Annotated in this window: 12 protein-coding genes; all 12 read right to left on the reverse strand. The window is 37.8% G+C overall.

Annotated features, from left to right (window positions below):
* Positions 1–3: 3 nt before the first annotated feature.
* The 12 genes from G7062_RS10515 to G7062_RS10570 all read right to left on the reverse strand — a co-directional run bounded on the left by G7062_RS10515 (position 4) and on the right by G7062_RS10570 (position 12,852).
* Positions 4–1,005, reverse strand: coding sequence for a M23 family metallopeptidase (locus tag G7062_RS10515; RefSeq protein ID WP_166065879.1), 1,002 nt, complete (start codon positions 1,003–1,005; stop codon positions 4–6).
* The gene (locus G7062_RS10520) at positions 1,005–2,894 is read right to left on the reverse strand and encodes a helicase HerA domain-containing protein (protein WP_166065880.1); all 1,890 of its coding nucleotides are present in this window, start codon (positions 2,892–2,894) and stop codon (positions 1,005–1,007) included. Before G7062_RS10520 ends, G7062_RS10515 begins: the two co-directional genes overlap by 1 nt.
* The gene (locus tag G7062_RS10525) at positions 2,891–3,733 is read right to left on the reverse strand and encodes a hypothetical protein (RefSeq protein ID WP_166065881.1); all 843 of its coding nucleotides are present in this window, start codon (positions 3,731–3,733) and stop codon (positions 2,891–2,893) included. Before G7062_RS10525 ends, G7062_RS10520 begins: the two co-directional genes overlap by 4 nt.
* On the reverse strand, positions 3,693–5,420 hold the full coding sequence (locus G7062_RS10530; RefSeq protein WP_166065883.1) for a hypothetical protein: 1,728 nt from the start codon (positions 5,418–5,420) through the stop codon (positions 3,693–3,695). Before G7062_RS10530 ends, G7062_RS10525 begins: the two co-directional genes overlap by 41 nt.
* A gap of 11 nt (positions 5,421–5,431) precedes the next feature.
* On the reverse strand, positions 5,432–5,779 hold the full coding sequence (locus G7062_RS10535; protein WP_166065884.1) for a hypothetical protein: 348 nt from the start codon (positions 5,777–5,779) through the stop codon (positions 5,432–5,434).
* 28 nt (positions 5,780–5,807) lie between these two features.
* Positions 5,808–6,476 carry a hypothetical protein gene (locus G7062_RS10540; RefSeq protein WP_166065885.1) on the reverse strand — a complete coding sequence of 223 codons (669 nt, stop codon included), beginning with the start codon at positions 6,474–6,476 and terminating at the stop codon, positions 5,808–5,810.
* Entirely contained in the window at positions 6,451–9,381 is a 2,931-nt protein-coding gene (locus tag G7062_RS10545; RefSeq protein WP_166065886.1) for an LPXTG cell wall anchor domain-containing protein, read from the reverse strand. The genes G7062_RS10540 and G7062_RS10545 overlap by 26 nt, the downstream gene beginning before the upstream one ends.
* Before the next feature lie 136 nt (positions 9,382–9,517).
* Positions 9,518–10,453 carry a DUF5011 domain-containing protein gene (locus tag G7062_RS10550; RefSeq protein WP_166065887.1) on the reverse strand — a complete coding sequence of 312 codons (936 nt, stop codon included), beginning with the start codon at positions 10,451–10,453 and terminating at the stop codon, positions 9,518–9,520.
* Between the two features lie 81 nt (positions 10,454–10,534).
* A complete protein-coding gene (locus G7062_RS10555; RefSeq protein ID WP_166065888.1) occupies positions 10,535–10,987 on the reverse strand; it encodes a single-stranded DNA-binding protein in 453 nt (150 codons plus the stop codon).
* Positions 10,980–11,273, reverse strand: coding sequence for a hypothetical protein (locus G7062_RS10560; protein ID WP_166065889.1), 294 nt, complete (start codon positions 11,271–11,273; stop codon positions 10,980–10,982). Before G7062_RS10560 ends, G7062_RS10555 begins: the two co-directional genes overlap by 8 nt.
* A gap of 287 nt (positions 11,274–11,560) precedes the next feature.
* Positions 11,561–12,199, reverse strand: a complete 639-nt coding sequence (locus G7062_RS10565; protein ID WP_166065890.1) for a ParB/Srx family N-terminal domain-containing protein — start codon at positions 12,197–12,199, stop codon at positions 11,561–11,563.
* Positions 12,196–12,852, reverse strand: a complete 657-nt coding sequence (locus G7062_RS10570; protein ID WP_166065891.1) for a ParA family protein — start codon at positions 12,850–12,852, stop codon at positions 12,196–12,198. Before G7062_RS10570 ends, G7062_RS10565 begins: the two co-directional genes overlap by 4 nt.
* Positions 12,853–12,987 lie beyond the last annotated feature (135 nt).

Raw genomic sequence — 12,987 nt, forward strand, 5'->3', positions numbered from 1 at the left:
TTCTTAATCACATAACCCTTGCACATAATTGCAGGGGTTTATTACTTTCATCGAATTAACCACATCATATATATTTTCACTTTGAGCTACGACGAAGTGTAAATGTGGGCCACTAGACTTACCGCTATGACCGCTTAAACCTATTTGTTGGTTAGTACTCACCTTGTCACCAATCTTCGCAAGAGGGCTTGTTAAATGACCGTAGGCAAGGAATATGTCTTGACCATCAACTTTGACAATTACAAAGTTTCCAAGTCCACTAATACCAGGTAAATTGTTATCACCGATACCTCCGCAATCATTCTTCATTGAACCATTGTTATCACAAGATGAGGACGTTAATACAACGGTTCCATTGTTTGTCGAAAACACGGGTGTACCGATGGGTAACGCTAAATCAATACCGTCATGATAGCCCCCTGTCCCGTCTTGGTTATACGATGGAAACCATCCACTAATCGAATAAGGCTTGATGGCAGGCAATCCAATAGCACCAACCACACAAAACGAGGTGGTCCCCTTACTTTGCACTGTTACAAAGAAGTCAATTGAACTGGATTCTTCCGGAATGTTCTTTACTTCTTCGTAGAGTACGTTTGTATTTTGGCTGACATCTTCATAATTGTGCTCTTTTAAATAGTCAATATACTCATGGCCATATTTCAACGTTTGATACAAGATGGATCGTGTCAGTTTAACTTCGACGTTCGTTGCATATTCTGTCATTGTATTTGTATGAGCAATAATATCAGAGAGCGTATACGTATCATTGACAGCATCCCACAAGATTACAGTTTCGGTTTTGAAATCCCCATTTGTAAGATTGTTCAGTTCTTGCTTTTGTTCTTCAGTTAAAATATCAAGTACAAGGGTTTCGTCAATGACGCATGAATACGATTGTAATTCATCACCACTTGAAGACCCATTTGCGACTCCAGCAATCCCAAGTATCAGCATAAAGAAACTTAGAAACAGTAACACAAACAGTGTTATTGTTTTTTTCACTATACTCCCCCTCCGAAATAGGCTTGTTCACGTTCTGTAATGATACTTGAGAAAAACAACTTACGCCCTTGGTCATCACGGACTAAGAAACGTCTCACTCCGGTCTTTTCATTCTTTCGCATGTTCACCGTTGCATTCGCATCATTTTCAGTTACTCCAGATAAGAGTGTCGGCAATAGTTTTGCACTGTTTTCGCCAGTACGTCCAATGTACTTAGTCGTACATAAATCAAAGATATTTTTAATAGCCTCACCATGTTCTGTGAGTGCTTTTTGTGTTTCAGTTGTTGTATGAACAATGATTGCAAGACCACTGTAGGCTTTACGCATGTACTTGATCATAACTTCCATTGCATTTAGGAAACTCAAATCATGTGCATATTTCATAAACTCGTCAATTAATACTCGATGCGTGAAGTACGGTTCCTTGTGAGTCTTTGCATTGAGTTTGGATTTTAACTTGCGCTCCATTGTTAGATTCTTTTGTAGGTTAAGGTAAACAGCTTGCATGAGATAGTTTGAAATGACTGTTAAATAACTCGATAGAACACGCTTGTCATCATTGTTGCTTAAGAAACTAATATCAAAGCAAATCGACTTGTTGAGATCAAAATCAATATTTGTTATGCGGTCAAAAATGTACCCATAGTTATCACACATGTCTGTAAGACCACGCTCAATCTCATACAAGTCATTAGCCTTGTTTCGTTTGACAGCACTGTCACTATCTTTTAGTGATTCCAAGTCTTCAATGACCGATGTTCTTATCTCACCTAAAGTGAACCAGTCTGAATGCTTTAATGTTCTAAAGTCCTTACCGATATAACCATCAAATTGTTTGCGTAAATACTCACCGAGTGTAATGTAGGTCGTTTCACTGGTTAGTCCCGTAAAACTCTTAAACGTCTCTTGAATACTTGATACGCGCGTCTGAATGTCGTTCTCAGTCAATTCACCACTTCCATCCGATTTGGTCGTACTGAATATTTGACAAATATTGATGTTTTGATTCTCGCTAAAGCTCACAACGGGAATATCCATCGCTTCGCAAAATGGAGGGTATTCGTTATGAACATCAAGTAGATGCAACGTATGGTTACCCTTGATAAGATGGTTCTTTTCATTCTTCTTCGCAAGAGCGGACTTACCACTCCCCATACCACCAATGTATACAAGGTTGTATGAGTTATTAAGGAATAAGTAGTTGTTCGGTGCGTAGACTCCTGTTGCTGTTGCACCCAGTATTGCAGCATGATAATCCGTCACATTCACATTGTTATACATCGTGAAGTCGGCAAGTGTTGCACTGCTCACTTCTTGTTTGATTGGATTTGACAGCATCGTAATTGATTGATAATCCTCGGCTAAGTTATTGGTTTGAATATATCCTCCCAACTTTAACCTTGCAAAGTCATTGGTAATTTCATCACTGCTTCGTTGCAATTCATCAAATGTTTTACCAAACACGAACACCCTTAATGAGAATGTTTTGACAGTTTGCTTCGTGTAGTCAATATATGCGTTAAAGTCATTGATTGCATCCTGCTCTTTCTTTGCATTGCGAAATGCTGTGAATGATTTAGAATCCGTCTTCTTGCGTTCAGCCTTATTCAAAGTACTTTCGTATTGATCATTAAACTCTTTTGCACTCACATGACTAAAGTCAATCGTTACAAACGCATCATCACGCTTATTGAGTGTTTTGAGCATGTCGTTTTGACTCGTCTCTGGAAACTCCATGATTTGAAAGCATGTAAAGTATCGGTTCTCATTGACATAGTACAACTCATGCCACGAGATACCACTTTGAGACACAATACGCTTTAAAGTTTGAGCATTGTGTCGTGTTATCTTTTGTGACGTTGCAGTGTTTTTCTTTCTAAATATCATAATTTACCCCCTGACTGTTTCGAATGTAGAAATTGGATCAAACGCTCGCCTGTCAAACGTTCAACATTTAAGTGCCCTGAAGCAAGCAAAAATGATTCAATATCACTTGTTTCAATTTCAATGGTTTTTACTGGATAACTAATACCTTGATAGTAAGCAAGGTACAATAACATTTCCTCGACTTCTGCAGGACACTTCGTATCTTCAAGAACGTTCAAGAAAAATGCATGCGTTTCATTGAGTGAATTGTTACTGAATTTTGGTGATGTTAGTTTGCCATCACCTTGCAGTGCATCAAAGAGGAGTGTTTGGTTCTCATGGTTTTCTTTGCGTACTTCAGCACTAATATTAAGCATTTCCTTAAACTCATAGAGGAATACAGCAATTTCTTTGTTGTTCTTGTCGATATACACATCATCTTGAATATCTTGGATTCCAGCATCTTCAAGTGATGATAATAGTATCTTTTCACGCTTTGCAATAACATGCTTATCTACTGTCACATTACCTCGATTGAGAAAGTTCTTAAACATGAGCCTCACTCCTTTCATGGGTTTGTTTACTTCATTTATTTGAATCTGTTTAACTTTGAACTTCAGAAAAATAAACAGTGCTTCAAGTTTTGAATGATTACGATTTGTTGTTGATGGCATAATCGCACTAATGACGAGCACGAGTATGAATACTGCAAAAGGAAATTTCAGAAGCGGATTCATTAAACCCGATATTTCGTTTGCAAGGATATAACATATTACAATCCCTATTACTGTTTCCGCCCCAATATCTTTGAGTTTAAAATTACTTTTGTTCTTGTGTGGAATCGGCTTCAAGTTGATCATCCTTTCCTCTATCATCATTTAAATTGTGTTGTTTCGCATAGCGCTTCACATCTTCCTCTGATACGTTATCCTCAAATTGCTTTTGAATGGAGTCCTTGTCAGTCACTTTCGGTGTTTCAACTTCATCAGCTGTGGATTGTTTTAACCCCACATCATCTGCAGTTGGAATATGATGTTCATCATTTCCTTCCGGACTCTCAATATCTGTCACATCGGAATCATTTGAGTTTGGTTGAGGTGCAGTCTCATTATGGTCTTGAGTTGCATCTTCCTCACCCTCTGACTCACTCTTAACGTTTGGTTGTTCATGTGATTGATCACTGCTATCTGAATTATCGTCACTCGATTTTGAACCTTTTTTACTTCCCTTGACTTCACTATCACTAGGTACTTTTTCCTCGTCTTGAGCCAAGTCTTCCTGGTTAGTTTCAAGACCATCCAATTTCTTTTGTTCCTTGCGATAATCATCATACTTCCCTTTGGCTTTGTCATAGCCCTTTTTAGCGGTATCACTTGCGGCACCAATTGTCTTTTTCGCAACATAGGCTGTTGCAAGTGTTCGTCCACCTCCGGAATAACCAAAGTATGAGTCAAGGAAATCACTCCCCATAAGAAGTGTCATTCCAAACGCAAATAAGATTAAGAGTTTTCCTAACAACCCAAGTGTACTGTCGGCAATGTTCATAACTGCTGGAGCAAGAATATAGAAGACGTTTGTCAAGAAGTACAATGTGAGAAGTGATAATGTCACACTGATATAGCCACCAAAGGCTTTACCGGACTTTGAGTAATCACCACCACTCATTGCAAGGCTTGTTTTTCCAAAGAGGTTATATTGAAGTGTCTCCACAACAATATGCGATGCTTTAAGAGCAGACATAATATACACAACAATCATGATGGCCATTGTTAGATTTACAGCGAAGTAATCCGTACGCCACCTTAAGTAACGTTGGTCTCCAACTCCTCCAACACCATCACGAACTTTCGATGCAACATTGGCACCATGAACATCGTCCCATGTATATTTATATCCAAATTCACCCTTGGTTAAGATTTCAGTAGATTCAATAAACGGGATTTGTGTAGCAGGTATACCTTGTGCTTCAGCTGTTACTAAAATTGTGTTTCCATTTTGCGCCTCACGAATCAAATACTTAAGGTCATACGTGTTCTGTAAGAAGATTGCATCACTTGTATTGTCTGAAGTAGAAAATGATTTATCAATCTGTGCCATGAAGGCGGTTTTGCCATCATCAACAAGGGATACAACTGTTCCGAATATTAGAATTAGAAAACTCACGATGACAGCACTATAAAGTATTCGCATAATTTGCTTTTGATCGATAAGATACACAAATACGGTAGCAAGGACTGCCACAATAAACACTACTTCAAGTGATGTTTCAAACGTTGCCATTACTTTTGTAATCTCTGGTATAACATTCATGAGATTAATCTTCATGAGTTGAGAAAACAACCTCTCTGCCATATCGAGTATCATCGCTAAGAAGTCATAAAGCCATCGTCCCAAACTGATAAGTATAGTTTTAAATAGATCATTAAACTCCATCAAATGTGACAGATGGGAAACAGCAAGCATCGCTGCTTCACCATCTGCACTAAGTCTTAATGAAGTCAATAAGAATACAACGACTGTCTGTATTGTCCTTTTAAATAACTTCATTGTTTTGTGTCTCACGCTGGAAAGATGACACGCAATACAGGCTCACCATATTGAATGATTAACCATCCTACAGCAACACTTCCCACAAGTGGCAATACAAGTTTTCGTTGGTTGATCAAAAGGAGCCCACCACCGCCACCAAGTATAAATACAAGCGCGACTAATGATGAATATGGTCGAAATGTTTTGATTACCGATACTATCCAGCTGTCTACTTCGCCCACGTCTGCATACGTTGGAATTGTAGTAAATACAATTCCAATCACCGCCCCCATGACAAGTGAAGTACAGATATTTACAGTACGATTGCTCATTGCTTTTTTGTACGTTGATTTCATACGTTTCAATAGTTTTTTCATTAAAGTTATCTCCTTACGCATTTCGCGTTTAATATGTTTCAAATCTAATAATTAAGTTATTGCTGTCGCGTACATCACGACAACCGCTAAAATTTGTATATTGGCTTGCATATGCTACACAAGCATTTTGTGCATCAAAGATTGATACAGTTTCTGATACAGGAAACTTACGATGTTCACCAACGTTGCTTACGGGCACTTCCGGTACATAAGGTGGTTGTGTTTCAATCTCTTCAGTTTCCGGATGTTCTTCAGGTGGACCATCAGTCACGGTTTCAGTCTCTTCTGGTTGATCAACTGGTGGAACTTCAACCGTTGGTTTTTGTTCCGGTACTATTGGTTTTGGTTGTTCAATTAGCGGTGGAACCTCCGCAACTGCTTCAACAAATGTAATTTCTTTCGTGAAGACCGTACCGTTAAAATCAAAATCAATGGATAATTTTTTGTTTGGATCCAATTTGATATTGTTAGAATTGCACGTAATTACATCCCCTTGATAATGTATTTCTTTGCCGTCATTAAGTAGCATTGGTATTCGCTGTTCATTCACAGTCTCTACAAGACTACAGACATTAAAGTCCTTGTCATAAGGCAGTTCACTTTCGCTTATAAACGAAAGTGACTGTGATTTACAACCTGTAATTAGTATCAATAATGCTACTAATATTGCGCTACTCCATGCGCCGTGTTTTCTCATGGCTGGGTCGCTCCTGTCTTTCCTTACTATCCTTGTCATGTTGATTATGGCCAGTATCATTATTTACATCGCTTGTTTTTATCGTTTCAATTTTCGTATCATTCACTTTGATTTGCGTTGTACCATGTACAAGTGCGTTGGGTACTTCAGCATTGAAACTGGAAAGGTCAGTACTGAATTTAAGTTTTGATCGTCGAACACTTATAACAAAGATTGCTCCCAATACGATAATTAAGAGTGCTAACATCATGAGGTTGTTATCAGCAATCCCAGTTTGTGGCAACGGTACAGGCTCGGCATCATTTGTAAACTCGATAGTGTAGAGATGGTCTGCTTTCTCTTCGTAAGTATCAACAATCTTAATTTCAGTTGATAAGATATATCCAATTGGCGCATTCACTTCACTTAGCTCATAAAACTCAAGAGCATCTACTTTCCAATAATGTGTACCGTCTTCATCTTTATGATCAATTGGCACAATATTTCCTTCTGAATCCTTAAGTTGTAACACGAAGAACTTGGAAATAATCTGACTGTTTGTGACACTATCAACCTTGACCCCTTTAACTGTGACTTGTAGTCGTTCATTAAGCAGTTCTGCAACGTGAGTTATGACCGGTGTGTCACAGTCCACATACTCAAATTCAACATAGTTTAGTGTTTCATCAACTACGTATCCGTATGGGGCTGACAACTCAATCACAACCCATTTACGGCTTATATCAAGGGCATCAAAGGTTACCCCTCCCAATTCATTGGTGAGTTTTGTTTCGTACGCCTCTAACGCTTTAACATCCGCATACGTGAGTTCTGTGTCTTCATCAAGTTGTAAGTCTGTGATGTCATAGATTCCGTATTCAACGCCTTCAATCGCAACGCCGTTCTTGGCATCCTTCTTTTCGATAACATATTCACCTGTGACCTTTTCATTCGTGAACTCAATTTCATATTTCGAGATTCCACGAATATCATCAACAATGATGTCTTGTGTGTTGTTATTCACATCAACATAATATGGTTCCTGTACCCAAATTTCCTTAGCAGTGTACAGACCTTTATCAAGGTAATCAATGAGTGCTAATCCGTCGAGTTCGCTTGTGGTAACTGTAGTTACAAGTTCGGGGTTCTCTGAATAATAATTACGATACAATTCAAACGTTGCTTGTAGTGGGTCACCCTCTGGACTGACCTTGCCAATTAACAACTGACGAACATCATTCACAATATTAATCGTGTGTGCCACTCCAGTTGGAGTGAATGCTTTGATTGTTGGATCAATTACAATTCCTTCCGGCGCTGAATACTCACGATAGTAAAGTGTGCGATTGATTTCACGGTCTGTAATCTTAAATGAACCATTTGAATCTGTAGTATAACGACCAATAAGTACCGAGAAGTCTTGTGAGTATGATGCTTCAATACCAAGTCCAGCAACGGGTCTTCCTGTGTCGTCGGTCTTGTTGAATGTGATTGTTGATTTCAATAATTTAAAGCTTATATTTGTAAAACCGGGGTCCATAAGTTTAAAATATCCGACCTTCTGTGTTAAGCCATCAGAGTATACAAATGAAGTCCCTTTTTCACTTCCTCGTTTTTTTTCAAGAATCAATTTTGCATTATCTGAAATAACCTTAACAGTAATGGTTGTTCCCGTTTTTGAAATTATTTGCAGCCCTACAGTTTCAGGGGCAATATCAAAATATGGCAATGACGGATCAGTTAGTGTCACTGTTTCGTTTGGTAATACTTCTTTTATATTTCCGTGCCAGGTTGGTCTATTGGAATGTGTTGTAATTAGATTCTTAATTTCGTTTATTTCACTTTCAGGATTTAGACTTCCATAGGAATAAAAACCCCATCCGATTTCTTCAAAGATTAGTATTTGCGTAGCCCATCTATAAGCTTGTGTTTGATGTCCTGGATACGCATATCCATAATTTGAAATTAGCTCTATCGCTCTTTTTGTGTCGTTGGAAATTTGTGTACTTAAATTTCCACTCATTACCCATACTTCACCAATAGATGAAAAGTCAGTGCCAGTTGCACCAGAGGTACTTACATTGAGAACAGATGGCTCAATACAATATGCCACTTGCCCATTAACAGTGATTTCAGTAAAAGCAATATCTTCCCAATAATAAGATGTATTTGCTTTCCAATAAAATGAAACACCACTTGACAGAACGCTCCCTGTAGTAACGGCACCACTGGCATAATTCTCCATGAGTCGTGACTGTAACTCTTCACTATTCTTTACAATTAAAGTATTCCCCTCAAGTGTAATAATTGCTCGATAGCCTTGTGGTAGATTCAACACATCTTCCATATCTGGTATGTAGTCGAGTTCCGCCACAACATCAAGACCGTCAACGGTATACATGACTTCATCAAGTTTAATGGTTCTATAGTCTTCTTGTTCAACAGCGTTTTCTGTTACTTCCTCACTCTCTGTTATTCCATCATTACCCCTGACCACACTAATTTCATCAATAGATACTGTGAATTCAAAAGTTTCATCACGATCAATCGTTTTTACTACTTCGTCATCCTCTTCAACTAATAGTTGACGAGAGATTTTAACTATATATTTGTAGTCACCGTTTTGTCCCACGATTTTATCTTGATATATTCCATCGTTCTTGATTGATACATTCTCTTTGGTTATATCCAAGATTTCAACTGAATCATCAGATTGAACTTGAAATGATAATGTTAGTTCATCATCGCTCAAAGTTCGATTCACTATAACATGAGCACTTTTATCCTGGTTGGTATAAATTTCGTCATGACCTGCACTGATATTGCTCGTCATTCCTGTTAGCAACAATACCGCAGTCATAATTGTTATAGACAAAGTTGATACTGCTTTTCTTAGTCTTTTAATTTTAATTCTATATTTACGCATTTTGTTCCTCCTTGTGCTTATATATAAAATAAAAACGACAGTTCAAACTGTCGTTTAGTGATTCTTTTTTTATGGAGCTCTCCCTCTTTTAGTTATGTTCATAGACTTGAGTAATAAAAAAAGAGCGATTTCGCTCTTAGTTCGGTTCATAATACATGTATCCATTATCATCACAGTAACTATTAATCCATTCATCCATATGAAGGAGCGCTTGATTTCTCGCATCTGCAATGCATGCATCTGTAGTTCCATAGTCATTATAGTAAATCATACCGCTTGGTGCAGATGGTCCAGGGCGTGTTGGAATCTCTGGTATACTTGGAACTTCTTCAACTGGTGGAACATATGATGTATCGTCACCGTTATTGCCATTTGAACTACCATTCCCAGTCCATGATGTGTTGTTATCATTTCCGCCATTGCTATTCCCAGTATTTGGTTGCTTTGTAATAGAAGATGTGATTACTTCATCATCTTCGCTCACGACTTCTTTAACAATCAACTTGAATGGTTGTGTTGTAACATTACCATTCTTATCAGTGGCGCTTGCGTTGAGTTGGTATGTCCCTGCAGTTTTAACATCATAGCCACCATCAATCTTAACTGTTAGTTTTCCATCAACGGGATCACTTGCTGTAAAGAGTTTTGTTGGCTCAAACGAATCTCCGATGTATAAAGTCACATCTTTGATGTTTTCAAGTACAGGCTTTTTGGTATCGGTTACTGTGTATTTGAAATCATATCTATATTCCTTGCCAGCATTATCAATAACCAGCACTGCGACATTGGTTTGATTGTCCTTTGTTACAACTGAAGTATTTACATCAGTACGAACAACTGGATACGTCTCAGTTGTTGCAGTTGTATCAACAACTTTATTCCACAATGCGTCTTTATCAATCTTGTCACCATATTCAAAAACGATATTTTCTTTGAAAGTTATTGTCGGCTCTGAAGATGCGTTAATTACTGCATAGATTCCAAAACTACATGATACTACAATGAGTGCAGCAACAACTCCAGTTATTACTTTGTTTTTAGTTGGCTTAAGCCATTCTTTAATTTTTGACATAAGTCATACCTCCCAGGTCTCCTTATGCTTTACATCCCCATGTATAAATTAATTATATCATCAATACTGTACAGTTTAAACTTAGAATGGAAACGTATCAGACTCACCAAACATTTCCGCAAATTCTTCATCTGTTGGATAATCCGTGGTTTCGTCTTGTGGTTCATTCACTTCAGTACTGTATGGTTTCGGCTGTACGGGTTGTTCCTTATAGTCTGTTACTGGGAACTGAACCCCACTGACTGAGACAACTAGATCATAATGTTTGTTGCCATCTTTGTCTTCCCAGTTATTATTTACGATTTTCGCATCGTTAATAATGATTGCAGAACCAGACTTAAAGTACTTATGTATATGGTTAGCAACCCAGTCACTAGCACTGCACGGTATATACGAGTACATTTCCTTGTTCTTCTTTTTATCAAAGTAGTTAAACACTCGCAACTTGAAACTAATAAATGATGGTATATCACCTTTCTTTTCGATGTAGCGCATTTCCTTATAAATCGTTCCTACCAATCCTACATTATTCATTTGACTCTACCTCTTTCCTTTGTGATCCATAAATTATATTACTCACCCTCTGATAAGTATCTTTTGCAAGTGCCATGTTATCGAACTGTAATTTAGCAATCATTTCACTACCCCTTGTGAATATGATTTCAGCATCACTTTGATTTTTCGTTACTTTACGTGTATTGCGTTTAAACTTAACTGCGTCTATATGAGAGATTTTAATTGAAAACTCGTCCCCCTTACCATCAATGATAAGCCATCCCCTCTTAGCATTAATTCTTGAACCATGTTTATAATTAATCATGATTACCTCCTTGTTAAGTTTATACAGATTTATTCAACCTGTATTAAAGTTTGTCTTGCTGGCAAGATTGAGAACATATCAACCTCAATGCCGAGTCACATTTTAAGATGCACAATGTACAAATATTTTGTTTTAGCGAATCAATGACTCTATATCACGAATCCAGCGACAAAGTGTTTCCTTTTGGTCACTGTCAATGTCACTATTTATGTCTTCCAAACTACAATAAACCTTTTGAAGTTGTTTACTTAATTTGCCAACTTCCTTATCAATATCAACTGAATCCTCTAGGGGGTCATTTGACCCCCTTCGTCTTTTTGTTTGATGTTTTGCATAATACGTTTAGCGGAACTCTCGCTGATACCAAACCTTTCAGCAACCAAGTCACGGGTCTTACCCTTAATCGGCTTACCGTTAATTTCAATGCCTTCATCTCTTGCGAGATTTATCCAATGCATGAAATCTTCAACTGCTCGCATCTTTTCTTCATCACTCATTTTCAAAAGTGATCGTGTCAGCGTATTTGTTTCGTGTTTTCGTATGTGGGAAACAATTTCATTTTCACTTCGGCTTAGCACGAGGCACTTTACTGTTTCAAGATGAACATACTCATTATTAGGATTGTCTTCAAGTATCTTCATCATTGCCGTGTATCGCTTATGACCTGCGTAGATTACATACTTTCCATTTCCCTGGTCTTTTACAACGAGATTTTGTTGAAGACCATATACTTTGATAGATTCAACAAGTTCATCAATTTCATTAACTGGATAAGGGTTGTTATCATTTACGACTAAATCATAGATGTTCAAGTCCAAATAATCGCTATCACCTGTATCAATCATAATCTCGCGTGTTGATTGTACGGGGTCACGATTCATTCTAAGCATTCCGAACCCCGCACGTTCGATATTTGATTTACTCATGCACTCACCTCACAACCTAAATCAGTTAAAAGTTCACTGACTATATCTCGATAATCTCGCATTGCATCGTCACTTGGTAATTGCCCTATGCTTTGGACGACTGCTTCACGATGTGCGATTCCAGTGTTGAAGAAATCTATTTCTTGTTCTTTAAATATATCTTTAGCAGCACGATAAGTTATTGTATTTAGTTTAATCTGCGTTAGCAGGACTTTGCATGGCTTATTGTCAATGAGCCTGCGAATCTCCATAACACGATCCATATCAAGTAGCGTTGGTGCAGTGGGTATCACAACATAGTCTGCTACCTTAATTGAAGCATCCATAATCATCGTTTCCTGTGGTGGTGTATCAATAATCACAAAGTCATACCGTTCGTAATTTCGTGATAATGATGTTTTGTTAGCAATTTCAAAGTCAAATAGCATTGTTTCATCTTTTGAAAGTGAGTTAAAAATGCTATCTACCCACAATGTTGCGGAGCCCGTTGTATCAGCATCTTTCAGTAGTACCTTATACCCCAGTTGCGCTAAGCCAGTTGCTAAGCTAATACTTGTCGTAGTCTTTCCAACTCCGCCCTTTTGATTTGCAACTGCAATAATCCTACCTAATGGTCTATTTCCAAGTTTTTCAATTATCATTTTATTTTTCATATTTATACTCTCCTTGTTCGTTACAAATGGTGGGCGGATCAATATCACCTCTATTTATTCTCTCTAGCATTTCCATTATTGCATCAAGTTTAGTATTACCTTGCACAACACATTCCAATGTCTTTTCTTTGGATA

This window comes from Erysipelothrix sp. HDW6C, assembly GCF_011299615.1.
GTDB lineage: Bacteria > Bacillota_I > Bacilli_A > Erysipelotrichales > Erysipelotrichaceae > Erysipelothrix.

Excerpts from the sequence above, each read along its gene's own strand:
- G7062_RS10520 (WP_166065880.1), bottom strand. The coding sequence starts at position 2,894 with ATGATATTTAGAAAGAAAAACACTGCAACGTCACAAAAGATAACACGA.
- G7062_RS10525 (WP_166065881.1), bottom strand. The coding sequence starts at position 3,733 with ATGATCAACTTGAAGCCGATTCCACACAAGAACAAAAGTAATTTTAAA.
- G7062_RS10530 (WP_166065883.1), bottom strand. The coding sequence starts at position 5,420 with ATGAAGTTATTTAAAAGGACAATACAGACAGTCGTTGTATTCTTATTG.
- G7062_RS10535 (WP_166065884.1), bottom strand. The coding sequence starts at position 5,779 with ATGAAAAAACTATTGAAACGTATGAAATCAACGTACAAAAAAGCAATG.
- G7062_RS10540 (WP_166065885.1), bottom strand. The coding sequence starts at position 6,476 with ATGAGAAAACACGGCGCATGGAGTAGCGCAATATTAGTAGCATTATTG.
- G7062_RS10545 (WP_166065886.1), bottom strand. The coding sequence starts at position 9,381 with ATGCGTAAATATAGAATTAAAATTAAAAGACTAAGAAAAGCAGTATCA.
- G7062_RS10550 (WP_166065887.1), bottom strand. The coding sequence starts at position 10,453 with ATGTCAAAAATTAAAGAATGGCTTAAGCCAACTAAAAACAAAGTAATA.
- G7062_RS10555 (WP_166065888.1), bottom strand. The coding sequence starts at position 10,987 with ATGAATAATGTAGGATTGGTAGGAACGATTTATAAGGAAATGCGCTAC.
- G7062_RS10560 (WP_166065889.1), bottom strand. The coding sequence starts at position 11,273 with ATGATTAATTATAAACATGGTTCAAGAATTAATGCTAAGAGGGGATGG.
- G7062_RS10565 (WP_166065890.1), bottom strand. The coding sequence starts at position 12,199 with ATGAGTAAATCAAATATCGAACGTGCGGGGTTCGGAATGCTTAGAATG.
- G7062_RS10570 (WP_166065891.1), bottom strand. The coding sequence starts at position 12,852 with ATGAAAAATAAAATGATAATTGAAAAACTTGGAAATAGACCATTAGGT.